This is a genomic window from Caulobacter sp. AVps16 (genome assembly GCF_058681455.1).
Genome location: NZ_CM178739.1, coordinates 2034796 through 2059184 on the forward strand (window position 1 = coordinate 2034796; position 24389 = coordinate 2059184).

The 24389-nt window shown below is 62.6% G+C and carries 22 protein-coding genes and 1 pseudogene; 11 read left to right on the plus strand and 12 right to left on the minus strand.

Annotated elements, in window-relative coordinates:
• Positions 1–3: 3 nt before the first annotated feature.
• Genes ACW17U_RS09795 through ACW17U_RS09820 form a run of 6 tightly spaced genes read left to right on the plus strand, consistent with a single transcriptional unit; the run spans position 4 to position 4579 of the window.
• Complete coding sequence (locus ACW17U_RS09795; protein WP_492052206.1) at positions 4–177, plus strand: hypothetical protein; 174 nt, start codon at positions 4–6, stop codon at positions 175–177.
• Entirely contained in the window at positions 174–1049 is an 876-nt protein-coding gene (locus tag ACW17U_RS09800) for an RcpC/CpaB family pilus assembly protein (protein ID WP_492052208.1), read from the plus strand. The genes ACW17U_RS09795 and ACW17U_RS09800 overlap by 4 nt, the downstream gene beginning before the upstream one ends.
• A complete protein-coding gene (locus ACW17U_RS09805; protein ID WP_062145749.1) occupies positions 1046–2314 on the plus strand; it encodes a type II and III secretion system protein family protein in 1269 nt (422 codons plus the stop codon). The genes ACW17U_RS09800 and ACW17U_RS09805 overlap by 4 nt, the downstream gene beginning before the upstream one ends.
• Positions 2311–3405 (plus strand): TadA family conjugal transfer-associated ATPase, encoded by a 1095-nt coding sequence (locus ACW17U_RS09810; protein WP_492052211.1) that lies wholly within the window; start codon positions 2311–2313, stop codon positions 3403–3405. The genes ACW17U_RS09805 and ACW17U_RS09810 overlap by 4 nt, the downstream gene beginning before the upstream one ends.
• The gene (locus tag ACW17U_RS09815) at positions 3405–4112 is read left to right on the plus strand and encodes a hypothetical protein (RefSeq protein WP_062145745.1); all 708 of its coding nucleotides are present in this window, start codon (positions 3405–3407) and stop codon (positions 4110–4112) included. Before ACW17U_RS09810 ends, ACW17U_RS09815 begins: the two co-directional genes overlap by 1 nt.
• Entirely contained in the window at positions 4109–4579 is a 471-nt protein-coding gene (locus ACW17U_RS09820; RefSeq protein WP_062145743.1) for a type II secretion system F family protein, read from the plus strand. The genes ACW17U_RS09815 and ACW17U_RS09820 overlap by 4 nt, the downstream gene beginning before the upstream one ends.
• On the opposite strand, the gene ACW17U_RS09825 is transcribed toward ACW17U_RS09820, so the two are convergent.
• The gene (locus ACW17U_RS09825) at positions 4567–5016 is read right to left on the minus strand and encodes a hypothetical protein (protein ID WP_492052214.1); all 450 of its coding nucleotides are present in this window, start codon (positions 5014–5016) and stop codon (positions 4567–4569) included. The genes ACW17U_RS09820 and ACW17U_RS09825 overlap by 13 nt on opposite strands.
• 189 nt (positions 5017–5205) lie before the next feature.
• Between ACW17U_RS09825 and ACW17U_RS09830 the strand changes: the two genes are divergently transcribed.
• The 3 genes from ACW17U_RS09830 to ACW17U_RS09840 all read left to right on the plus strand — a co-directional run bounded on the left by ACW17U_RS09830 (position 5206) and on the right by ACW17U_RS09840 (position 6137).
• On the plus strand, positions 5206–5370 hold the full coding sequence (locus ACW17U_RS09830; protein ID WP_166504165.1) for a hypothetical protein: 165 nt from the start codon (positions 5206–5208) through the stop codon (positions 5368–5370).
• Between the two features lies 1 nt (position 5371).
• On the plus strand, positions 5372–5608 hold the full coding sequence (locus tag ACW17U_RS09835) for a hypothetical protein (protein ID WP_492052216.1): 237 nt from the start codon (positions 5372–5374) through the stop codon (positions 5606–5608).
• A gap of 91 nt (positions 5609–5699) precedes the next feature.
• Complete coding sequence (locus ACW17U_RS09840; RefSeq protein ID WP_492052218.1) at positions 5700–6137, plus strand: helix-turn-helix domain-containing protein; 438 nt, start codon at positions 5700–5702, stop codon at positions 6135–6137.
• 256 nt (positions 6138–6393) lie between these two features.
• On the opposite strand, the gene ACW17U_RS09845 is transcribed toward ACW17U_RS09840, so the two are convergent.
• The 10 genes and pseudogenes from ACW17U_RS09845 to ACW17U_RS09890 form a co-directional block, all read right to left on the minus strand.
• Positions 6394–7629 (minus strand): MFS transporter, encoded by a 1236-nt coding sequence (locus ACW17U_RS09845; protein WP_492052220.1) that lies wholly within the window; start codon positions 7627–7629, stop codon positions 6394–6396.
• Positions 7622–7888 carry a GntR family transcriptional regulator gene (locus ACW17U_RS09850; protein WP_492052222.1) on the minus strand — a complete coding sequence of 89 codons (267 nt, stop codon included), beginning with the start codon at positions 7886–7888 and terminating at the stop codon, positions 7622–7624. The genes ACW17U_RS09845 and ACW17U_RS09850 overlap by 8 nt, the downstream gene beginning before the upstream one ends.
• Complete coding sequence (locus ACW17U_RS09855) at positions 7885–8769, minus strand: ROK family protein (RefSeq protein WP_492052223.1); 885 nt, start codon at positions 8767–8769, stop codon at positions 7885–7887. The genes ACW17U_RS09850 and ACW17U_RS09855 overlap by 4 nt, the downstream gene beginning before the upstream one ends.
• A complete protein-coding gene (locus ACW17U_RS09860; protein WP_492052224.1) occupies positions 8766–10607 on the minus strand; it encodes an alpha-amylase family glycosyl hydrolase in 1842 nt (613 codons plus the stop codon). The genes ACW17U_RS09855 and ACW17U_RS09860 overlap by 4 nt, the downstream gene beginning before the upstream one ends.
• Before the next feature lie 65 nt (positions 10608–10672).
• Positions 10673–13126, minus strand: coding sequence for a TonB-dependent receptor domain-containing protein (locus ACW17U_RS09865; RefSeq protein WP_492052226.1), 2454 nt, complete (start codon positions 13124–13126; stop codon positions 10673–10675).
• A 184-nt stretch (positions 13127–13310) separates the two neighbouring features.
• The gene (locus ACW17U_RS09870) at positions 13311–14240 is read right to left on the minus strand and encodes a LacI family DNA-binding transcriptional regulator (protein WP_492055720.1); all 930 of its coding nucleotides are present in this window, start codon (positions 14238–14240) and stop codon (positions 13311–13313) included.
• Positions 14238–14303, minus strand: a pseudogene (locus tag ACW17U_RS09875) (LacI family DNA-binding transcriptional regulator); the annotation flags it as partial. The gene ACW17U_RS09870 and the pseudogene ACW17U_RS09875, both read right to left, overlap by 3 nt.
• A 292-nt stretch (positions 14304–14595) precedes the next feature.
• A complete protein-coding gene (locus tag ACW17U_RS09880) occupies positions 14596–15942 on the minus strand; it encodes a hypothetical protein (RefSeq protein WP_492052228.1) in 1347 nt (448 codons plus the stop codon).
• A 78-nt stretch (positions 15943–16020) separates the two neighbouring features.
• Positions 16021–19083: a TonB-dependent receptor plug domain-containing protein gene (locus ACW17U_RS09885; RefSeq protein WP_492052230.1), complete on the minus strand. Its 3063-nt coding sequence runs from the start codon at positions 19081–19083 to the stop codon at positions 16021–16023.
• Between the two features lie 37 nt (positions 19084–19120).
• Positions 19121–20452: a dicarboxylate/amino acid:cation symporter gene (locus tag ACW17U_RS09890; RefSeq protein WP_492052232.1), complete on the minus strand. Its 1332-nt coding sequence runs from the start codon at positions 20450–20452 to the stop codon at positions 19121–19123.
• Positions 20453–20776: 324 nt separating this feature from the next.
• On the opposite strand from ACW17U_RS09890, the gene ACW17U_RS09895 reads away from it, so the two are divergent.
• Together ACW17U_RS09895 and ACW17U_RS09900 are read left to right on the plus strand one after the other, a co-directional pair.
• Entirely contained in the window at positions 20777–22537 is a 1761-nt protein-coding gene (locus tag ACW17U_RS09895; RefSeq protein WP_492052234.1) for a sensor histidine kinase, read from the plus strand.
• A complete protein-coding gene (locus tag ACW17U_RS09900) occupies positions 22534–23880 on the plus strand; it encodes a sigma-54-dependent transcriptional regulator (RefSeq protein ID WP_062145716.1) in 1347 nt (448 codons plus the stop codon). The genes ACW17U_RS09895 and ACW17U_RS09900 overlap by 4 nt, the downstream gene beginning before the upstream one ends.
• A 116-nt stretch (positions 23881–23996) precedes the next feature.
• On the opposite strand, the gene ACW17U_RS09905 is transcribed toward ACW17U_RS09900, so the two are convergent.
• Positions 23997–24299: a hypothetical protein gene (locus ACW17U_RS09905; protein WP_492052236.1), complete on the minus strand. Its 303-nt coding sequence runs from the start codon at positions 24297–24299 to the stop codon at positions 23997–23999.
• Positions 24300–24389 lie beyond the last annotated feature (90 nt).

Here is a 24389-nt window from a genome sequence, read left to right on the forward strand (position 1 = left end):
GATGTGAGCGACGAAGTTCAGAAAAAGGGCGGTCTTGGTCTGGTGATCAAGAACGTCTTGATGTTTGTGCTTGCTGCCTTCGGCGCTATCGTTCTGATTACCGTGGTCAAGCACGGCGTATTGCCGATGCTTACAGGCAAGCCCGCCCAAGCCCAGTCGGAGTCAGCCGGATCATGAGCAGCGATCCTTTCGGACTGCGTGAAGGCAGCCAGCGCAAGTTGTCGCGCCCCATGCTGATGCTCAAGAACGTCGGCATGTTCCTATTGGCGCTCGTTGCAACCATGATGGTTGCCACCCTGTTCAAGGTGGCGACGGCGTCAGCGACTGGCGACAAGGAAAACGCGCGTTACTTCCTGCAAGCGACCGTGGCGTTGCGTCCGGGTGAGATCCTGTCCCCGGAAAACGCCACCTGGCGGTCCACTGTGGGCCGCAAGACGGCCAATCTGCTGACTGCAGACAACAAGAAGTCCGACCGTTTCTGGGGCAGCCAGATTACGGCCCCCGTGCGCGCAGGCCAGCCTGTCCAGTCCAGCGGTGTTTTGACCGTTAGCGCCGCCGACCAGGGCGTCCGGGTACCGCCCGGCATGGTTGGCTTCGTGCTCTCAGGAGACGAACTGGCCGCAACAGCCGAACTTCTGCGCATGGGCAGCCGGGTCAATGTCATTGCCGTGGCCGGCGGCCCGAGAAAAGAATTGTCGCCTTCCGTCGCCACCCTGATCCAAAGCGCGCGGGTTCTTCACGTGCGCGGTGGCTCCAAGCGGGTCCGGGGTATGGACCCGTCGGTGACCATTGCCGTTACGCCAGAAGACGCCGAAGACTTGGCGGCCTGGCGTCAGAACGGGAGTCTGGTTCTGGCCTTGGCGGGTGACGGCTTCCAGGATCCGAGTGTCCTTGGCCAATGGCGGACCATTCTGGAAGACGACGTCCAGACCAGTGAGGCTGAAGATACGGTCGAATACTCCGCAGCTGAGGCTGCGGCACCGCAGCCGACAGGCCCGACCGTCTCCGTCATCTCGCCGAGCGGCACCCAGCAAAGGGAAGTCAAGTGAGCGTCCGCCTTCTGATCGCGGGCATAGTTTGCGCGCTTGCCACCACAGCCCAGGCCCAAGCCCAGGTTCAGGCCCCGGTTCTGGAGCGTTCAGTCATTAATGAAGGCGGCGTATCGATCCTGACGCCCAAGAGCGACGTCGACTCCATTGTCCTGTCCAATGATCAGATCATTGGCGTTGATGTGCAGGGCCTGCGCCAGATTCTGGTGTTTGGCCGCAAGGAAGGCTCAAGCGAGCTTTTGCTGCTGGATCGCAACAAGCGGCCGATCGCTCGTCATATGTTCGAGGTGGTCAGCGACGCCTCGGCTGTCAGCGATCTGATCAATCAGTCCGCTCCAGGTGCCAAGATCAAGGTGGCCAAAGCTGCCGGCGTTGTGGTGCTGAGCGGCACGGCGCTCAACTCGGCCCAGAGCCAGCTCGCCGCCAATATCGCCACCAGTGCAATGGCCGGTGCCAAGGTCATCAATCTGATCCAGAGCGCCTCCAGCGACCAGCTCGCCGTCTCGGTCCGCGTTATGGAGGTTCGCAAAACCCACCTGCGCGAGCTCGGCATTCGCTGGGCGGCCCAGAACCGGTTCAATGATGGCGTAGGCTCCATTGGCAATCTCTTTGCCTCGGCGATTGGCGGCGCGGGCACGACAGACCTTTTTGCGTCGGCCCGATTTACGATTGACCGTCTGACCCTCGACAGTTTCATCAACTTCCTGCGGTCAGAAGGCGCAGCCACGATGTTGGCTGAACCAACCATGGTCGCCACGAGCGGGCAGAAGGCCAAGTTTTTGGCCGGCGGCGAAATCCCCGTTCCGACCCCGATTACCTACAACAGCGGCACCAACAACGCCCAGGGCTATACCTTCAAGCCCTACGGCATCACGCTGGAGTTCACGGCAGAGATCCTGGACGATACCCGCCTGAAGCTCATTCTGGCTCCGGAAGTGTCGTCGATTGACGACAGCCGGGTCGTCGAGTTTGCTGGTGCCAAGGTCCCTGGCATTGTGACCCGCAAAACCGAAACCACCGTGACCCTGAACTTTGGCGAGAGCGTCGCTATCGCCGGTCTTCGCGCGAGCGAGCAGCAAAAGGACCGTCGCGGCCTGCCTTTTGCGACCCCCTTTGGCCTGGGTGATGTCCTGGCTGGCAACAACAACTCCAGCCGGTCGGACACTGAACTGGTGCTGATCGTGACGCCCGAGCGGGTTGAAGACGCAGCGGCGCGCATGCCGACCGTAGAACAGGCGATCAAGGGACTCGTCGCTCAAAAATGACCGACGGATCTCGCAACGAGGCGCTGATTTCCGGACTGATCGACGAGGCCGCTCGAGCCTTTCCTCAGGTCAATGCCGCCAATCTTGCTGTCGACCGTCAGGCCTTGCAGGACTTCTGCCAGCAATTGCTGAAGAGCCAGAAGGCCTTGGATGAAGGCACCCGTGGCCTGATCGTCGACCAGGTGTGCGACGAGCTGCTCGGATTTGGCCCCATCCAGTCCCTGATGCAGGACCCTGGCGTCTCAGACATCCTGATCAATGGCTGGGACAAGATCCTCTATGAGAAAGCCGGCCGGCTGCATCCTTTCGCTGGCACATTTCTAGGCCCGGAACACCTCCGCGCCTTTGTCTTCCGCCACGTTGCCCGGGCCGAGCGCTCGGTCAACCGCTCCAGACCCTGGGTGGACGTCGAGTTAAGTGACGGCTCACGCATGCACGTGATCGCCGACCCGGTTGCACTCGGCGGACCGTTCGTATCGATCCGGCGCTTTCCGGAGCGGCCCTTCAGCCTCGAGGATCTGGAGTCCTTTGGTGCCATTACGCCGCAGCAACGCCAGTGGCTCGAAGCGGCGGTAGACCGCCGGCTCAACATGATCATCGCGGGCGCACCGGGATCGGGAAAGACGACCCTGCTGGGTGCCCTTCTGGCTCGCGCTCCCGGCCATGAACGTATCGTGCTGGTTGAAGATGTCAGCGAACTGAAGGTCAACCACCCCCATTGCATCAAGCTGCAGACCCGCAACATCGCCCATGGCGATAGCGAGCAGGCGACGATCCGCAAGCTCGTGCGGGAAACCCTGCGCATGCGGCCCGACCGCCTCGTGGTCGGCGAAGTCCGCGGCGAAGAAGTCTTTGATATGATCGCGGCCATGTCGATTGGTCTTTCCGGCTCGCTCAGCACGCTTCATGCCGGATCGGTGACCGGGGCCCTGCATCGCCTGGAAACCCTCTATGCCTCGGCCACCAGCGGACAGTCCGGCGTAGACCCTGCCCGCGCCCTGCGCGACGCAGTCAATGCGATCGTCTATCTGGAGCGTGACGCCGAAGGGCGCCGCCGCGTCGCCGACATCCATATGCTCGGCGAGGCCTGATGACCGGACTGCTGGAACGCCTTGGAGTTCAGCTACGTCTGGATGCCCTCGGCGTTGGCGTCCTGATCGGCTTGCTGGCGGGGCTGTGGTGCGGCTCCATTCCGCTTGGTGTCATTGTTGGGCTGGGGATCTTCGTCCTCTTTGGCCAGATCCTCGCTGCGCGTCGCAATACCCGACTCGCTGAAGAGCGGCTCGAGGTGCGACGCCTGCTGGAGCGCGTGACGCCGCTGGCGCGAACCGGCATGCCGCTGGAAACGGCCTTTATCAATGCCTCGAAAGACGTGTCCTTTGCCGGCTGCCAGGCCCTGGCCTTTGCCTTGCGTGCCGGCATGGCCGGCAGGCTCGATTCGCGCGCCGGCCAGGCTTTGGAGCGTTGGCCCTACTGTGACCTGGTCTACCAACTGATTCTTATCCATCGCGAGAATGGCGGCGATCCGTCCCGTTTTCTGGAAGCCTATCGCGGCGCACTGGGCCTGGTGGATGATCTGGCCAAGAAGAAGCAGATCGCCCTCGTGCAGATCCGCTGGCAAGCCAACATCATCACCATTTTCTTTTTCTTGGTCGTGGCCTTCTCGTTTTCCCAGGCGGGCGTTTATCTTGCGGCGCTTGTTCAAACCGATTACGGCCGCAGCCTGACGATTGTGTCGGCTTCGCTGGTGGTTTGGGGACGCGTGGTTCTCAACGGCCTTGCCAGGACAATGGAATGACCAGCTGGACGACTCGCCCCGGGGATGATGAGGCCAGCGAGTTGGCGGCCGTGGCGGTTTTGGCTGCGGCTGAGGCCGGCGCGCCGCCCGCCGCTGCGTTGGAGCTAGGCCTCAAGCTGGCCGCCCGCAATCATCCCGCAACCGCCGACCTGCAAACCCTGTGGCGTCGCATGCGCTTTTCGCCCGACCCTGGCAAAGTCCTGGCCGACCCTGGCATTGGAAAGTCTGGTCAGGAGCTTGTCGCCCTGGTGGCAGATACAGAACGTAATGGCGATGATATCCGCGAACGCGTCGGCATTTTCCTGAAGAACAGCTTTGAGCGGCGTGATTTTGATCTGCGCCAGCGCATCGAAGTCGTTCCGGTTTACATGATCATTGTTTTGGTCCTGTTTTTTATGCCGGCCATCTTGGTTGTCTTGGTGGGCCCGTCATTCCTGGCTTTGCTGCGCGTTCTCTATGACGTGTAGGGCGCGCTCAATCTGAGCACTCTGCTTATAGAGATCGCCTCGCGCGCCTCGTATGATGAATAGAATATTACCCTTGGGGTGATGAAAGCGGGGGCTTTGATGCTAAAACCAATTCGCGCGCTCATAATTGCGATCACCGCACTTTTTGCCGCTTCAATCTTCGTTCCGGCAGGCGTCAGCGTTGCTGAAGCCCAGACGACGACGACCACCGCCGCCAAGGTGAAGGGCAAGACCCTTAATAAGAAGAAGGCTGCGCCTAACAAGAAAAAGGCGAAGAAGAAGAAGGCTTCGGCGACTTCAAAGAAGAAGGCCGCGAAAAAGAAGGCATCTTCGACTGCCAAGAAGAAGGCTAAGAAGAAGAAGGCTTCTTCGACTGCCAAGAAGAAGGCCAAGTCTAAGAAGGCTTCCTCGACCGCCAAGAAGAAGGCCAAGTCCAAGAAGGCTTCTAACGTCACGAAGAATAAGGCGAAGACGAACCCCAAGCCGGTTACCACGCCTAAGCCTTAGTGGTTGAACGCACCACAGCTCACGGGAGCTAGACTATGAGCTGTGTGAAGAAGTTTGGACTTACGGTTCGCGGGCTCCTGACAGATGTCAGGGGCCTTGCGTCCGTTGAGGCCACCATCTTGCTGGCCGTCCTGGGTGTAGGCATCGCCGCAGCCGGCTATACGGTCGGCCCGGCAGTGAAGTCCTATGCCGACAAGGTCACGGCGACGGTGCGAGAAGCCCGCTGCCTGGCAGCGGGAGATCCCGCAGCGCCCTTCCCCACCAACTGTCCGGTCGCCAACTAGTATGCTCGGCGTTCAGGTCCTTCTCATCTGCCTTGGCATGTTCCTGGTCGGTGCCGAAGCCGCCGCACCGGGCTTTGTGAAAAGCCAGATTGTAGCGGCGGCGGAAGTTACCCGCGCACTCAATGAAGACACCCAAGCCAAGCTGTGCGCCCGTGTACAGGCCCATGGCGGGACATGCGGCGCGACCGTGACACCGCCGCCTTCAGACCTGCCGCCACCTGAAGCAGCCCAGCCCTGAAACCCAATTTGGGTCGGCGTAACAATGATACGCCATAGCCGCGCTTGAAATAATTTGGCAATCAAGGGGAAACATACGGACCCCTAAGCGCATGGCCTCGGTTGCCCCTGTCTCGGCTATAAAAGAGCTAAAGCCTCTAACCGGCGGGCTGAATGCGTCCAGGCTCAATATTGCTTCGAAGATCTTTGCCTATTTCGCGCAACTGCGCACTGAATTTGAAATCGACATAGAGTCTTATCAAATTCTGTCGGCCTTTACGCTGGCTGGGCTTGCAGAATGCTCAAAGATTTACGGCCCTGGAGCCTCCTTCCGTCCCGAACTCTTCAAGGCAAGCCTGACGGCAACCGCATTGTCTGAAATGTCGGGTGTTCCGCGCGAGACGGTCCGGCGTAAACTCAAGCACCTGCAGCATCAGGGATATCTGCAACGTGGCGACGACGGTGCCTACATTATGGATCGCTACTGGCCAGACTTCGATATCGTGCTGGTGATCCAACGGGCTCTGCAGGTAGACTCAAGCTTGGCCTGAGGGGACTTTCCGGTTGCCCGTAGAATCACCTTGCAGCCCCCTTCCCGGCGACCCGCGGCAGACTGATGGCCTGGCCGCCGTAAAGCGGGCGGTCTTTTCTGAGCCCTACCCGTCAAGCGCCATCTAGCGCTGAAATGCGTGCCTCAGCTTTCGATATTTCGGAGCCGCGAAGTCCATCAGACAGGTCGGATTTCGCCTTGCGGCCGTCCCGTCTCAGCTGCTCAGGCTCGGTGCGCTGACCGACCACGCACTGTGATCAACTGGCATATTCACTCTCATCGCAAGCGGCCAATCGCGCCTTGGCCGGATCGAGCAGCAAATTGGCGATGGCGGCGCAAGCCAGGACCAGGGCAAGCCCTGTGGCCAGAACAAAGCCATAGACCGGTCCGCCCAAGGCATCACTGACCGCCCCCATGGCCAGGGGTGAGATCACAGCACTGAGGCAGGTGAAGAACAGGATGACACCGGCGACGGCACCATGTTCGGCCTTGGGGAAGACACTGATGCCTTTGGAGTTGAGGGTCGGATAGACGATCGACATGAACAGGCCCGAGGCCGGCAGCAGGAAGACGGCCGCCTGACGGCCGCCGACCAGAGCTCCGACAAAACAGGCCAGGATCGCAGCGGCGCAGATGGCAAGCACCAGGGTCCAGCGCAGTCGGGCCAGCATCCAGGCCCCCAGGAACCGGCCGGCGGCCCGCAGCACGAAGAAGATCGAGAGCGCATAAAGGGCCATGAAGGCACCTGGCCCCTCGTAACCGGCCAGCAGGGTCGGCATCCAGACATAGATGGCCGTCTCGACGCCGACATAGAGCATCGCACCCAGACTGAAGGCCAGGGCATAGGGGTCCCGCGCTGCACGCAGCACGCTCTTGAAATCGACGCGGGCCGCCGCTTCGACCTTGGCACCCGGATAGCGGATGGCCAGGGCCGATCCAATCAGGCCGAGGCACATGACCCCGGCGATCACATAGAGCCACTTCCACGAGGCCCCGGAGGCCAGAAGATAGGCCACGATTGCGGGGCCGATGATCGCGCCGACGCCAAAGAAGCCCTCGACAGTGTTCATGGTGGCAGTGTGATTGCGGGTCGAGGTGGAGATATCGCCGATCAGGGCCAGTGCCCCGGTTTTGAACACCCCGATAGCCGCGCCTGACAAGAAGAGCAGGACCAGAAAGCCGACAAACTGGCTGGTGAACGCAAAGGCCAGGGCCGTAACGGCAAACACCGACAGGCCCAGGATGATGGTGAACTTGCGGCCCATGCGGTCGGCCAGGAACCCAAGCCCAACCCCGCCCAGAGCGATCCCGCTCATGGTAGCGTAGTGAAAGGATCCGGCGGCGGTCATGCCGAGATCGAAGCTCTTGATGATCTGCGGGATGATCACCCCCACCGAGTCGGTGGTCATGGCGAACATCATGAACATCATGAAGGTCAGGCCCTTGATCAGGCCGATATTGCCGCCGCCCGGTGCCCGTTCCGACTCAGACATCGCTTTCCCCCCGCGCCGCCGCTTCTGTGACGATGGTACCGGTGCGCGTGCGGCGCGCCACCAGCTTGTCTCTGCCCAAACCGTCAAGCGCGGCCCGCACCGTTATGCGCGAGACCCCGCACCGGTGCGCCAGATCGCGCTCGGTGGGCAGCCGGTCACCCGGGCGCTGCCGTCCGTCACGAATGGACAGGGCAACAGCTTCATGCAGCGACCGATAGAGCGGCCTTGGCAGTTGGTCGGACTTGGGCAGGACGATCATGTCCCCACCTCCAGTCCCAGCGCTATCGCTCCCAGCAGTCCGGCCCGGTCGCCCAAAGCCGGGGCAACCAGATAGGCCGCCAAGGCTTCGGGTTCAGTCAGGGCTTCGATATAGCCACCCAGTCTTTGGGCGAGGGCCAGCCGGGCGCGTTGCAGCAAAGCTAAATTGGCCACACCGCCGCCGACGATGATGCGTCTCGGCGATGTCGTCAGGGTCAGACTCAAGGCCAACTGGGCCAGATAGTCAGTCACCAGGTCCCAGACCGGGTCGTCTGGCGACAGGCATTCGCCGGGTCGTCCCGTCCGGGCGGCCAGGGCCGGCCCGCTGATCAAACCCTCAAGGCAGTCGCCATGAAACGGACAGCTGCCGGCGAACGGATCCCGGAGCGGATCGCGGCGTACCAGCAGGTGGCCGGCTTCGGGATGCATCAGGCCGTGCGCGGGACGACCGTTGACGACGACGCCAACCCCGACGCCTGTACCGATGGTGACATAGGCATAATCGGCCAGGCCCTTGGCCGCGCCCCAGCGGCCCTCTGCCAGGGCAGCACCGGCGACGTCGGTATCGAACAAGACCGGACGGCCAAAGGCTTCCGCCAGGGGCGCAGCAATCGAAGCGCCGGTCCATCCCGGCTTGGGCGTCTTGAGGACCGTGCCCCAGTCCCTGGCGGCGCGATCCAGGCGCACCGGACCAAAGCTGGCAACGCCGATGGAATCGAACTGACCACGTCGGGTCTCCAGGACCGCATGGACGGTCGCCAGGGTTTCGTCCGGCGTCGTCGTCGGTATCCGGACCGGCTCGGACAGGTCCTCTGGCCCCGATCCGAACCCGACCAAGACCTTGGTGCCGCCCAGTTCGATGCCGGCGACCCGGGCGCTCACGGTGTCACCAGCCAGACAAGACCATAGGCCGGCAATGACAGGCTCTCATCGCTTGTCCGACCTTGGCCGAGGAGGTCCGTAGCTCCGCTGGCAAAGGCTGCGGGAAGGTCCACGGTCACCGGCACCCCCGCCAGGTTGGCCAGGCAAAGGAAGCCCCGTGTGCCCGCAGCCCGTTCAAAGGCCAGGACAGACGCGACACCGAGATCCAGGGGCTGGGCCGTGCCTGCCACGCCATGCTGGTCCAGCATCCGCGCCCGCTCAGTCAAGCCACGCATCCGCGAGAAAAGTACACCCTCAAGGCTGGAAGGATCGCTGCGACGGGCCGCAAGCGACCAGTCCATCGTCGGCCGGTGAAGCCAGCGCCCGTCGCCCGATCGAAGAGGATCCTCGGCATACAGATGATCATCGGCCAGACCGATCTCGTCTCCCATATAGATCAGGGGCCAGCCATCCAGGCCGTAGATGATCCCATAGAGCAAGGCCAGGCGCGCCGCCCCGGCGGACGCCCCGCCCTCGCCCGGCCCTATCCCCGCCAGGGATGCAGCCATGCCATTGGTTGAAGGCTCGCCGCCCGCCGCCGTCTGGAAGGCCTTGCCGAGAGAAAAACTCTCTGTCTGACCGGCATAGAACCGCGACCAGCGCGCCAGATCTTCGCGCGGCGCATAGGTCGCCAGGGCATTCCAGATTACATCGTCATGGCAGCGGACATAGTTGAGCCAGGCGGCCCTGCCGGGCTTACCGCTCGACGCCGCGAGGCAGCGGCGAAAGATTGCCGCGTCCTGATCGGCGAGCGCCGCCCAGAGGGCGGTCATAACGCCATTATTGTAGGCCAGGTCGCACCCGCCGGCGTCATCCCCAAAGAAGGGCAGGACATCCTCCAGGCTTTCGATGGCCTCGGCGACCAGAACCACGCCGGGGGCCACGATCGACAGGGCGGCTCGCCAGGCTTCGACCAGGGCATAGGTTTGAGGCAGGTTTCGGCAGGTGGTGCCGGCCTGTTTCCAGAGGAACGGCGCGCTATCCAGCCGGAAACCCTGCACCCCTTGGGCGGCCAGGAACACCAGCACATCCAGCATCTCTGCAAACACAGCCGGGTTGGCGTAGTTGAGGTCCCACTGGAACGGATAGAAGGTGGTCCAGACGTGCCCGCCCATTTCAGGACAGGGCGTGAAGCTGCCTGGGGCCGTGTCCGGAAAAACATCAATCAGCTCAAGGTCGCGACAGGCCGCCTCTTCGGCTGAGACCACAATGAAGTAGTCGCGATAGGTAGGGTCGCCGGCACGGGCGGCGACTGCCCAGGCGTGCTCGCGCGCCGTATGATTGCAGACCACATCCAGGATCAGGCCCATGCCCTTGTCGCGCAGGTCGTCGGCCAGAGCCGCGAGATCCTGCAGGCACCCCAGCTTCGGATCGACCTGGCGATAGTCCTTGACCGCAAAGCCCCCGTCACTGTCGCCTTCGCGAGGTTCCAGAAGCGGCAGTGGGTGCAGCCAGCGCACCCCAAGTTCGGTCAGGTAGTCCAGCTTGCGACGGACGCCGTTCAGATCTCCGGCGAAGCGATCGACATAGAAGCTATAGGTGGTTTGGCCTGGAGCCGACAGCCAGTCAGGGCTGGCCTCATGTTCTGCATCCAGCGCTTGCAGGGCCAATGGCCGAGACCTGGCCGCGTCCAGAACGGACTCTCTCAATCTGGCAATAAAGTCTGGCCAACGCTGATCCTCGCCGTAGACGCTGGCCAGCTTGGCCTCAACCGTCGGCCAATAGGTCCCAAAACGGCGGGCGACGGCCAGGTCGTGCACGGCCGGACCGGACGAAACTGTCGCTGTCTGAGAAGTCATGAACCCACTCACAGAAAAAGCCGCCGGACGCTTTAAGGCGTCCGGCGTAGCCCGCAGGGTTGGTCTTAGAAGCTGTAGCGAAGGGTCGCGGTTACGGTCCGGCCATTGATCGACCGTGCACGGATCGCATTGATCGTTCCGGCTGTGATCGCGCCCTCTTCAGCCTCGGTCAGGCCAACTTCGTCGAAGAGGTTGTTGGCATTGAGCGACAGGCTGAGGCCTTCCGACACCTTGTATTCGGCGAAGGCATTGACCTGGGCGAAGGCCGGGAAGACCAGCTGGTTGTCGTCCTGGGCATAGGCCCTGGCGGTCCCGATCACACTGGCACCGACCGTGACCTTGTCCCAGACATAGGTCGGGGCAACCTGGTAGATCCACTTGGCCTGACGGCGCGGCGTGTTACCGACGACGGCGGGGCTGAGTGCATCCTTGTCGATCGTGGCGTCGGTATAGGTGGCACCGCCGGTCACCGAGAAGCCACCGTTACGGTAGCTGGCTTCCAGTTCGATACCCTTGGCCAGGTAGGTCCGATCAAAGAACTTCTGGCTGGTGGCTTCGAAGTTCTGCTCTTCGGTCTTGGCCCAGAAGGCCGTGGCGAACAGACCGAAGCCGTCGCGGCGATACTTCACGCCGGCTTCCATCTGGTCGACCATGTCCACGGCGTCGGCCTTGGCCACCGAACCGTCTGCCGCCACCTTGCCGAACAGCAGGCGGTCGGCATTGGCGCGTCCACCGCGGCTCGCGCGGGCAAAGGCGGCGAGGTCGGGGTTGAACTGGTAGTTCGCACCCACCGACCACGAGGTGTAGTTCCACTCGTAGTCCACCGGTGAGGCGTTGGCATTGTCGATGACCGACACGCTGGCCTCAGTCCGCTGGATTGCGCCATCGCCATTGACGTCGAGGTTGGTCGCCTGCTTGGCACCGGCATAACGACCACGGGCCTTGCCGCTGTCATGGCGCAGGCTGGCATCGAGGGTCAGGGCACCGACCTTGGTGCCGAGGCTCAGATACGGAGCGTCGATATCGTAGGTGACATCATAGCGACGGGTGCAGCAGTTGCCCCAGAACGGCACCCCGTAGGCGACGAGGCCGCCCTGGGTCACCAGTGAGCCGGCGCCGTTATAGACGTTCAGCAGCGCGCCATTGTCGCCCTTCACTTCCATGAGGAAGGTGTTCCATAGCCAGTCCATGGCGATGGTCTGGCTGGACTTGTAGTAGCCCACCGTCACGTCGATCGGCGACAGGCCGGCGACGTCGAAGCTGCGCGACAGCTTCAGGTCGTTCATGGCGTTGCCGAAGTCATTGATCTCGACGTCGAACATGTGAACGCGCATCGCCAGACCGTTGCCGTTCAGGCTGGACGGCGTGGTGATCGACTGACCAGCCTTGGGACCGTTGGCATAGCGCAGGGTCGCGCCGGTGCCGCCGATGGAGGTCGCCAGGCTCGAGGCCGTGGCCACCTCGGCCGGGAACGGCGAGACGAAACGACCCGAGGTCTTGGCGACCTTGAAGCGGTTCTCCAGGGACCAGCCGCCGCCGACGTCGAACTTGGCTTCCGCGCCGAACTGCAGGCTGTCGGGGTGCATGCCGTCCGAGACCCTGCTGATCCGGCGGTTGCCATCACCGTCCAGACCGGGGTTGCTCGACAGATAGATCGACTGGATATCGTCGTGGCCGATATCGAAGCCGGCGAAGGAGCCAATGCTGGCATCGCCGTTGGTGCCCGTCGCCCGGACCGGCATCGGCAGATAGCCGACCGCGCGATCATTCAGATACTTGGCATTCAGACGGATATAGCCGTTCTCGAAGTCCTTAGTTAGGTTGGCCTTGATCTGGCCGCCCTTTTCCGAGGTGTAGCCCGACTGACGCGGGCCTTCGCCGGCGCGATAAAAGCCGCCGAGGTGGAACCGCAGCGTGTCGCTGATCGGCGCGCCATAGTCGAAGTCGAGGCGGGTATGGTCATAGCCCAGCCCCTTGGTCAGGGCGACGGCACCGCCCTCGATTTCGCCGGTCTTGCTGATGAAGTTGATCACGCCGCCGGGCGAGTTCGAGGCGAAGGTCGAGGACGAGCCGCCACGAACCGACTCGATGCGGCTGACATTGGCGTCGGCGCGCAGGAAGATGTCGGCATTACCGAAGGCGATGTCGCCGAATTCCATGACCGGCAGGCCGTCTTCCTGCAGCTGCAGGAACTTGGCACCGCCCGAGGCGACCGGCAGACCGCGCACGGCGATGTTGGCATTGCCTTCGCCGCCGGTCGATTCCGAGCGGATGCCGGGCAGGCCGCGGAAGATTTCAGCGGTCGAGCGCGGGGCCTGGGCCGCGATCTGTGCGGACGACAGCGAACTGACCGAAACCGACGACGTCATCTTGGTCACCCCGGCCCGCGACGCGGTAACGATCACACCGTCAAGGGCCAGGACGTCGTCCTTGCTCGTTTCGGCCGTTTGGGCCTGAGCCGATCCGGCCGCAAGTAGCGCCAGAGCTGCGCTGGCCATCAGGATTGATTTGGTCCCCATCGTGTTTCCTCCCGCTCGCGCTCATTGGCGCCGATTGCCGCATCCTGGGATCGTTCCCGGATGTCTAAGATCAATGAATGACGACTCTGCAATCGATTGCAAGCGCAATTTGCCGCGCATTTCAGGACTAGCCAGCGTTTTCCTTACGCCAGAAGGGAAAATTTCACCGGTATCGCCGAGGCCTTCAAGTCTGGCGGATGACCAATTGCGGGGCCATGAACACCGAGTCCGTAGTCTGCCCATTGATCCGGGCAAACAGAAGATTGACCATTTCCCGCGCCCCGCAGCCGAGATCCTGACGGATCGTGGTCAGGGGGGGCCAGCTGTAGCGCGCCACAGTCACGTCATCGAAGCCTACGACCGAGACGTCCTCCGGCGTCCTGAGGCCCGCCTCCGCCAAGGCCCGAATGGCCCCCAGCGCGATCACATCAGAGGCGGCGAAAACCGCATCGAACGACACACCCGCCGACAGCAGATACTGAATGCCTTCCAATTCCGGTTCGCCACTGAAATGAGCCGGCACCGACAGCGCCGGATCCGCCGCGATTCCAGCTGCCTCCAGGGCTTCAAGATAGCCTTGCCGCCGCAAGACGACTTCGGGGGCTTCAGGTAGACCCAGGAAGGCAATGCGCCGACGGCCCCGCCCGATCAGATGCTCCACTGCCAGACGCGCGCCCGCGACATTGTCGACTCCAACCGTACAATAGCGCCGGTCTGGCAAATCACCGCCCCAGACCACCAAGGGGCCATAGGCATCGGCTACGGCATTCAAGGCCTGGTGCTGATTGCTCTGCCCAATGATCAGCAGACCGTCTGAGCGATTGAGTTGAATGATCCGATCAAGCCAGCCCGGGGTCGGTGCCAGGACCTTGGTCAGCAGCACTTCGTAACCGCGCAGGGTGATTTCATCGGCGAGGCGCCCGACCATCTCCAGGAAAAACGGATCAGAGATCATCTGATCGGCATCGTGCCCGAGGGGAATGACCACATTGATTGTCTGGGTACGCTGCAGCCGAAGACCCCGGGCCTGCTGATTGACGACATAGCCCTCCGCAAGGGCCAGAGCCACAATACGCTCGCGCAGGGGCTGAGGAATCAGGGTGTTACCGGCCAGGGCGCGCGAAACGGTCGAAGTCGAAACGCCAGCCATGCGGGCGATGTCTGCCATCTTCAGGCGCGGCTTGGCGGTCATGGCTTTGGACGTCATGGCGGCAACATAAGACAGCCCGCGCCGTCGAGACCACCCCTTAAGCTTTGGAAAGGCCAACCGGATTGTCAGGCCCGCTGAGGGCCTGAGGTTTCATGCGCGCACGCCATGCTCTGCCCCCCAATTCGCCAGATCCTTCACCGGCTGGCAAAGTCCCCGGCGAAGCCCTCTCTGTCCCACTCTGGCCGCTGGCTAAACTCCCGGCTCGGAGGCCCCGTGCTGATCCAGCGCCCCATCTCGCTCGCCTGACCGGACCTCAAATTCAACGGCGATCAAGGCTCGGCTTTTGACGCCCGTAGCTTCGGCTCGACAGCGAAGCCGGATAGTAGTCGACATCGAAATGGCAGGCCTCGCCATAGGTTGCCACAGCCGAGGCGCAAAGGGACGCCAACGCGGCAGGCGACGGCTTTGCCCCCTGCTCTATCCAGGCCGTCATGGCGCGCAGCAGGGCCGCATACTCCGGCGTGGCCAGTTTGCTATGCTCGTGTTCAGAGGTGAAGGCCTGGACGAGCCGGTCAGAGGCCCCGGCTGCTGCGACGGTGTCGCGAAAGGCATGTTCCAGTTCGACGAATGCGGTCGGATCATGGATGGCGTGCAAGGTCAGGGTCGGCACGGTCAGCTTGCCGGTCATGTCACTGTCCTCGGCAAGATTCCGGAAGCCCTCGGGGTCAGCGCCGAAACGCTGGACATCGCGATTGAGCGCAACATCGTCGTCCGAGCCGCTGTACTTGACCCCAATATTTGAGAACGGGCTCTTTCCGCCAAGGCGCAGATTGACGATGTCGGCAAAGGTGAAGGTGGCAAAGGTAAGGTGGCTGCCCAGCGTCCGCTCGGGAATGCGGGTGACAGCCAGAATGTTCCTCAAGGCCCTTGCCTGCTGTGGCGTCCGCTCACCGATGGGTTTGTCAAGGCCCGTACAGGCATTGAGGCGCTCATCCAGGTCCTTGTTCTTTAGGGTCGAACCGACTGGCAGCCCCTGAAAAAGCGGATAGGCAGGCTCACCTGCCGCCGGATGGTTGCCGCAGTAGTATTGATAGACCGCCCGAAGATCGGCGCGAAAATCGTAGGATCGTGTGCCGCCGCCCAGCACGCCATTGGTCAGAATGACGCCGTCATAGACCGGCCGACCATCCGCACCCTGGCCATACAGCTCAGCCGCGCGGGCCGCGACATTGGCACCCCAGGACTGGCCATGCAGGAGGGTGCGCTTTGGGCGGCCAAACTTTTCCCAGAAGATCTTGCGCAGATTGTCACTGTCTTCGGCGGCGCTGCGCGTGCCGAAGCCGGAGCGGCGATAGTTGGAGCCGGCCCAGGCAAACCCCTCGGCCACAGTGACCGAAAAGCGCTGCAGGTCCTCAATGGCGTCGTCGGGCTTTGGTGCCTTCAGGCGCGGACCGCCATGGGTGTGCAGAACCAGTGAGCCGTTCCAGGCCTTGGGAATGGCAATCCAGTACCAGGCACCATTGGCGTCCTGGCCGGACAGACAACGCGTCGCGGCGGGCAGACCTTCAGGACAGGTCCTGGCTTCCTGGGCCTGTACACCGTTGGCCACAAGCGTGAGGGCAAGGGCCAGAGTGGCTCGGCATACAGTCCGGAACATCGGCGTCATCAGATCGAACTCACACTCGAAGGACAGTGCGACCGGCCGCTCAGCCTGGAAGGCAGACGACCGGTCGCACCTCAAGCCTTAAAACGACTTGCTGACGTTGAGATACCAGTAGCGGGCATAGGGGTTGTAGATCGATCCAATATAGCCGCTCGACGACAGGGGAGGATCCTTGTCGAAGATGTTGCGGGCACCCAGGCGCAGACGGGTCTCCGAAAGCAGCCCTTCGGACTGGAAGCGATACTGGGCATAGAGGTTGGCCGTCGTGAGGGACTTGACCCTCCAGGGCGTGCCGTCAACCGCCAGCAGATCGGTGTCCTGCATCGAGCTGGTGTAGAGGATGGAAGCGCCGATCTGATAGGGACCGTCGCGCCAGGTCATCGTGCTCGACCCCTTCCATTCCGGCTTGCCGTTCTTGCGCAGCAGGTCGCTCGGATCGGACAGCGGCGTGGCCGGGTTGATCTTTCCAGCCGCGCGCGCATCGAAAAGAGCCTGGATCGGCGGGGCCAGTTCCTGGCTGAACACGTCCATATAGCTGGCGTCGATATTGACCGAGAAGCGACCGTAAGACTTGGTGCGCAGGCTCCAGTCCAGGCCAAGATCAACACCGCTGACCGTCTGGGGCTGAAGGTTCTTGAACTGGTCGCGGATCTCGAGGATCTGGCCGACCGGGGCCAGGCCCGTTCCTGCGAAGAAGGCGACATCATCGACCGTCGGTGCCGCGCGGATGACGTTCTCGTTGCTGGATCCACTCAGGCGGGCCAGGTAGTCTTGCACGGCGATGTTGCGCGAACCCAGGGTTCCGACAATGCCCTCCTGCTCGATTTGCCAACGATCCGCCGTGAAGGTGAAACGTCCAAAGCGTTCAGGAATAAAGGTCGGCTGCAAAACGAGCCCCACCGAATAGCTCTCGCTCTCCTCGGCCTTGAGCTTGGGATTGCCTGCCGTCGTAAAGCGAATGCCGACGCCGCGCGAACAGGCACCGAAGGTGGTGATCCGGCCTGCCTTCAGGTCGGCTTCGCAACGATAGTAGTCGGTGACCGTATTGGTCCGCGCGTAGCTGAAGGGGTTGGTGGTCTCAAGGTTTGGCGCTCTGAAGCCCTGTTGCCAGGAGCCCCGCACCCTCAGGCCGTCGACGACATCCCAGGCGAAGGCCACCTTGGGTTTGGCGACGGATCCAAAGTCGCTGTACTCTTCCATGCGTCCCGCCAGCTGCACGTCGATGCGACGCACCAGCGGGATGTTCATCTCCGGCGAAACCAGCGGCAGGGCGAACTCGATGAAGGCCGAGCCGACATCGCGCGAGCCCTTGGTGCTGGGTGTGTCGTTGACGCCCGTGACATTGCTGTTGCTGGTCAGGCCTGTGACCGGATCGGTGAAGGGCGTCCGACCATCCACCTGCGGGTCTCGGCGATCCTGCTGGGTTTCGTGACGGAACTCCACACCCGCAGCGACACCGACATCACCGGCCCAAATGGTCAGCAAGTCAGGCTTGGAAACCTTGAAATCGGCCAGGGTCAGGGTCGTGGTCGAATGACGCTTCAGACGGAAGCGAATGGCATCCAAAGCGGCCTTGGAGCTGGGCGTACAGTCGCGCCCGCCCTCCCCGTCCAGGCAACCGCCGTTGAAGGGATTGTAGGCATCGGGCGTCGAGAGCGCGAGTTGGGCGGCGAGCTGCTTGCTATCGATCCCGTCGGACTCGTCCTCGGCATCGGCCTTGGAATAGAGGATCGCAGAATCCCAATTGAACCCGGACTTCTCCCCCTTCAGGCCAGCCAGGAAGCGGGTCTGATAGTTCTCGACCTCAACCTTGTTGGGACCCAGATCATTGAAGCGATAGTTGGTGAAGGTCACCGCCCGGCCTGTTGCGGGCACATTGGTCGACAGATTGGCGAGCCGGTTCGGATTGACCTGTCCATTGGCGAACACAGCCATGCCAAAGGGGTTGAAGTAGTTACTGGCCGGCACACCGATCGCCACCAGGCTCGTGCCCTGGGTCGTGAGAGCTTCGGACTGCGCATGGTAGTAACCAAGCTCGCCATAGGCGGTCAGGGTCTCGCTGATGTCGAAATGGCCGTTGAAGAAGACGTTCTGGCGGCTGATCTTCGGTGCGACAGTGATGGCGTCGTTCTGCGGCGCGTTATAGCGCAGGAAGTTGGCCGTGCTTGCGGTGGCCAGATTGCCTGACCCTAGGCAAAGGCCGTTGCTCAGTTGGGCCCCACAGCCAACGATGTTGTTCGGCTGGATGTGACCTGCGCCGGCCGCCGTCGTGAGCGCCGTCGTGCCCTGCCTGACTATGCCGCCAGCGCCGACCACGGTGAAATTGGCAAACGAGTTCTGGTTACCCCGGTTATCGGGCGCTGCGCTGCCCGCAAAAGCCGTAAAGCCGGCAAACAGCGGCCGCAGATCCTGGTTGGCGGTATAGGGCCGGTCGCTGGGCCGTTGAGCCGTGCGCTCGGTAAAGTTGGCATTGATCGAGATGTTGCCGCGGCCATCGGCGAAGTTCTTTCCGCCGTAGATATTGCTGCTGTACTCCTTGCGGTGGGTTCCCTCGGCCCAGCCATACTGCGCGTCGACCGTCAGGCCGTCGAAGTCACTTTGCAGCACGGTATTGACCACACCGGCGACCGCGTCGGCACCATAGATGGCCGCAGCGCCATCGCGCAGGATCTCAAGGCGTTCCAGATTGGCGGTAGGGATGGCGTTGGCATTGTAGCCCAGGAGCGGGACAGTGCCCGACGACTGGCTGGTCGGATGTGACACCAGACGACGGCCGTTGAGCAGCACCAGAGTGTTGCCGACGCCCAGGCTGCGCAGATTGATCGAATTGACATCGCCCCGCGTCGAATTGCTCGTCTGGGCCGCGTTGCTGGGGTTGATGAACACATCGCCCATGATCGGAATGGACCGGAACAGGTCATCGCCCGACACCGCGCCCGTGGCGATGATCTGACTGTTGTCCATCACTGTGACCGGCAGCGAGGCGGTCGTCTTGGCACCCTTGATCTGGCTGCCAACGACGACGATCTCCTCGACCTTGACGGCGTCTTCGCCGGATGTGGCCGGCTGAGCGTAGGCGGCGGTCGACAGCAGGGCAGCGAATGCGACGCCCTGGATCAAGCTGTTACGAAACTTGGTTTGCATAGAAACTCCCCTACATTCTTGTTTTTGTTGTTGAAATCTAAGGCGTTGGCGCCGCGTCAGGACCCGCTTGCGCGGAAGGCGACACATCGCCGGACCCGCTCAGGGCGATCTTCAATTGTTCGGTGTCGAGAGCCTTTTCCCAGCGCGAGACCACAACGGTAGCGACGGCATTGCCGATGAAATTGGTCAGGGCCCGGCACTCGGACATGAACCGGTCAACGCCCAGGATCAGGGCCATTCCGGCCACGGGCACCGAGGGCACCACCGACAGCGTGGCCGCGAGTGTAATGAACCCGGCACCGGTGACGCCGGCCGCGCCCTTGGAGCTGATCATGGCCACGCCCAGCAGCAACAGTTGGTCGCCAATCGTCAGGGGCACATTGCAGGCCTGCGCAATGAACAGCGCCGCCAGGGTCATATAGATATTGGTGCCGTCCAGATTGAACGAATAGCCGGTGGGCACCACAAGCCCGACCACGGACTTGGCACAGCCGGCTTTTTCCAGTTTCTCGATCAGACTGGGCAGGGCGGCCTCTGACGAACTGGTTCCCAGCACCAGCAGGATCTCAGCGCGCAGGTAGCGGATCAGGCGGAAAATCGAGAAGCCGTTGGCCCAGGCCACCAGGCCCAGCACCACGACAACAAAAAGGAACGAGGTCAGATAGAAGGTCGCCACCAGGCCGGCCAGATTGGCGATGGAGCCAAGACCAAACTTGCCGATGGTGAAAGCGAAGGCACCGAAGGCCCCGATCGGCGCGGCCTGCATGACGATGTGGACGAGCTTGAAAAAGGCCTGGGCAACGCTTTCCAGGAAATCGACCACCGGCTTGGCCGGCTCACCCACCATGGCCAGGGACAGGCCAAAGAGGATCGAGACGAACAGCACCTGCAGGATCTCGCCGTCGGCGAAGGCGCTGACCACGGTGTCGGGGATGATGTGCATCAGGAAGCCGACGATCGACTGATCGTGTGCCTTGGACGCATAGCTGGCGACCTTACCGGCATCGAGGCTGGCTGGATCGATGTTCATTCCGGCACCAGGATGCACCAGGTTGGCGACGACCATCCCCAGGATCAGGGCGAGGGTCGAGAAGAAGAAGAAATAGGTGAAGGCCTTGGCGGCCACCCGGCCGACCTTGTCCAGATCGCGCATTCCGGCGATGCCGGTCACCACCGTCAGGAAGATCACCGGCGCAATGACCATCTTCACCAACTTGATGAAGGCATCGCCAAGGGGCTTCAGGCTCTCGCCGATCTGAGGCCAGAAATGGCCGATCGCGGCACCGAGGACGATCGCGACAAGCACCTGGGCATAGAGCTGCCGATGGAGGCCCTTTCGGGGAGCCGGCATGGTCGAGTCGATACGCATGTTTGCTTTGCCCTGCGACCCAATGCGGTCGCGCTTCCGTCCCTTGAAGCCCCTTGGTACCGGAGCCTTAAAGGACGATCATTTGTCGCCAGCCTTGGCGCAAGCAAATCACGCGAGTTTCGTATTCCATTGTCCGCAAAAGATTTTTCGGCAAAAACCCCGGAAACGGCCCCTATGGAGCGAGCGCATTTCCGCCTCAAGCTTCATGGTTTTGTGCGAAAATCCGCACAAAACAGGACCAAGGCGTCTCCTGGAGTCTTGAGGGGCCGGTTAAAAGATCCGGTAGTCCGACGCTGGATGCTCTTCCTGGCGGCCGCGACCGCCATGACCATCATCGCAACCCTGTCGTCCGGACAACTGGCCGGCCGGCGTGTCAGTCAGGATCTGGCGCGGCAGGCCCATTCTTCGGCCGTATTGCACGCGGCGGTCCTTCGCAGCGAGCTGGCCAAGTACCGCTCCCTGCCCTTCGTGCTGGCTCAGGACCCCGACGTCGCCTCGACCCTGCGCAATTTTGAACCCGCTCGCATCGACGCCCTCAATCGCAAACTGGAGACCCTGAGCCAGGGCACAGGGGCCGCAGTGATCTATGTGCTGGACGACAAGGGCATGACCATTGCCGCCAGCAATTGGCGCAGACCGACCAGCTTCGTCGGCTCTCACTATGGCTTTCGACCCTATTACCAGGACGCCATGCGCTCAGGCGTTGCCGAGCTCTTTGCCTTGGGCACGGTCAGTCGGCGGCCGGGTCTTTTCATGTCGCGCCGGGTCAATGACGCGGTGGGGGTCGCCGGCGTGGTCGTGGTGAAAGTTGAGTTTGAGGCCCTGGAGCAGGACTGGTCGGCCTCGGAGCCTGCTTTCGTCGCAGACCCGGACGGTGTGGTGCTGGTGACCAGCGTGCCAGACTGGCGGTTTGCCACGCTTGCCCCCCTTTCCGCCAAGACCAAGGACGCCTTGCGCGCCAGTCACCAGTTTGGCGAAGCAGCGTTCTCCTCGCTGCCCCTGAGCGACAACCTGGTGGCAGGGGGCAAGCCCACCCTGGTGAACGGGAGCGCGCCAAGGACGTCGTCCACCCGCTTCATGGCGGCAAGTACACCAGTGGGAGCCTCGGGGTGGACGGTGTTCACCTTGACCCCGACTGGTCCTGCGCTTCAGACGGCCATGACGGCCGCACGGGTATTGGCCTTCACCATGGCCGTAGTCCTGACCGGGATCTGCGCGGCCCTGCTGCGGTGGAGGGGTCTCTCGGCTGCCCGGACTGCGCGGCAGGAGGCAGCCCGCATCGAACTGGAAGGCCGGGTGGAGGACCGAACCGCCGAGCTTCGCCGGGCCAATGACCAGCTGCTCATCGAGATGGATGAGCGACACCGTGCGCAAGCCCACATCCAGCTGATGCAGGATGAGCTGGTGCAGTCCAACAAGCTGGCGACGCTGGGCCAGATCGCTGCAGGCGTGGCCCACGAAATCAACCAGCCCGTCGCCGCCATCCGCGCCTATGCCGACAATGCCGCCGTCTTCCTGGATCGCCAGCAGCCGGGTCCCGCGCGCGAAAACCTTGGTCAGATCTCGTCCCTGACCGAACGCATCGGCGTGATCACCAACGAGCTGCGCTCCTTTGCCCGCAAAACCAACGCACCGCCTCAGTCCATGCGCCTGGGCGACGCCATTGATGGGGCCTTGTTGTTGATGGGGGCACGCCTGCGCCAACACGGGGTCACGATTGATCGTCTCGGCGACCTGGAAGACCAGCGCGTTTTGGCCGAGCGCTTTCGACTCGAACAGGTACTGGTCAATCTGCTGCAGAATGCCGTTGAGGCCCTGGAAGGTACCGCAACCCCGCGCATTACGCTCAGGGTCGTCTTGCGGCGCGGTCTGGTCCGTTTGCTGGTGTCCGATAACGGCCCCGGGGTCAGTCAGGGCACTGCGGCGACCCTGTTTATTCCGTTCGCCACCACAAAGCTTCGAGGCCTGGGCCTTGGCCTTGTGATCTCGCGCGACATCGTGGCCGAGTTTGGCGGCGAGCTGACCCTGGAGCCCGCGAATTCACCCGGCGCGGTCTTCGCCATCACGCTTCGGAAAGCCAAATGATCCCTGATGTCCCCGTCAACAAGGTAGCCTTCATTGACGACGACAACGACTTGCGCGCCGCCAATGTCCAGGCGCTGCAACTGGCCGGCTTCGAGGTCCTGGCCTTCAGCTCGGCCGAGGCCGCGCTGCGAGTTCTGGGGCGCGACTTCCCGGGCGCGGTCGTCAGCGATATCCGGATGCCGCGCATGGATGGCCGGCAGCTTTTTCAGAAGCTCAAGGATGAAGACCCCGACCTTCCCGTGATCCTTGTGACCGGCCATGGCGACATCGCCGAAGCGGTCGAGGCCCTGCAGGCAGGGGTCTATGACTTCGTAGCCAAGCCCTATGGTCCAGAACGACTGGTAGCCAGCATCCGCCGCGCTCTGGAGAAGCGTCGGCTGGTTCTGGACAATCGTCTTCTTCGCAGCACTGCCGAGAGTGCCAAGACCGACTGGCCACTGATCGGCCAGACGCCGATCATGGACCGCCTTCGCGCCACCCTCCGTCAGCTAGCCAATGCCGATGTCGACGTCTTGCTCGAGGGCGAGACCGGCGTTGGCAAGGAACTGGCCGCCCGCGCCCTGCACAACTGGGGACGCCGGTGCCATCGCGCTTTTGTCGCTGTCGACTGCGCAGCCCTCCCCTCCGCCGCGCTCAATAGCGAGCTTTTCGGTCACGAACTGGGCGCTTTTGACGGGGCGGTTCGGCAACGGGTCGGCCGCATCCAGCAGGCCGACCGGGGTACGCTCTTTCTCGACGAAATCGAGACCCTGCCCCTCGAAGCTCAGGGCAAGTTCCTGCGGGTTCTGGAAGAACGCGAGATCACGCCGCTGGGCTCCAACCAGGTCCAGACCCTGGACCTGCGCGTCGTGGCATCCGTCAAGTCAGACCTCTCCGAGGCCGTATCAGGCGGGCTGTTTCGGGCGGACCTTTTCCATCGCCTCGACGTCGTGCGCCTGCGAATCCCACCCCTGCGCGAGCGGCGCGACGATATTCCCTTGCTGTTTGCCCATTTTCTGGCCCGAGCCTGTGAGCGACTGGACGGTCCTCAGCCGGTTGTCACCGACCAGATGCGCTGGCGGCTGCACAATCACAGCTGGCCCGGAAATATCCGGGAACTGGCGCATTATGCCCAGCGCGTGGCACTGGGACTGGCTGACGAGGCTGATTCCAGCACTATGGCGGAGCACCCGCCCCTGCCTGAGCGCGTCGCCTCCTATGAGGCGCGTGTGATCGAGGACACCCTGACCGCAACGGCAGGCGATATTCGCGCGACCCTCGAAGTGCTGCGCATCCCGCGCAAGACCTTCTATGACAAGGTCGATCGTCACGGGATCGACCTGGCCCTTTACCGCCAACGATAGTGGAAAGTCGCATTGGGCGGCCTTGCCCAGCGCAGGACGAACTGCCCTTCACCTGCTGGGGTCTACATGGGTCGAGAAAGGCTGGCGCACCAGCCAGACAGGCGGCCGCCTCGGGGTCAAGTCGAATTGTCGACGGCTTGCAGACTGGTCAGCCGCGGCGCGGCGGCGGCATGGACAAGGTAGATCTCGCCATCGGCGTTACTCCGCCTTTGATACTTGTTCAGAACCGCGTTCAGCTCCTGCTGCAAGGTGCCATGATCAAGAGACGACAGAGGAAAGACACGCCACGCCTCAAAGCCGCCGTCCGTTTCACCCCTGCTGCGGATAATGCGACAGGCGGCTGATGCTGCCAGCGCCTTAGCCGAGGCCGACCGACCATCACCGATGCGTTTAGTCAGCCTGTCCCTTTGGCCTTCCAAGAAGGTTTGTCCGTCGTACCGACTCGGGGCTGCCCCCAAAGGAGCGGTGGCTCCGGCTCGGGATTCTTAATCTGCGCACAATGCGTCCCC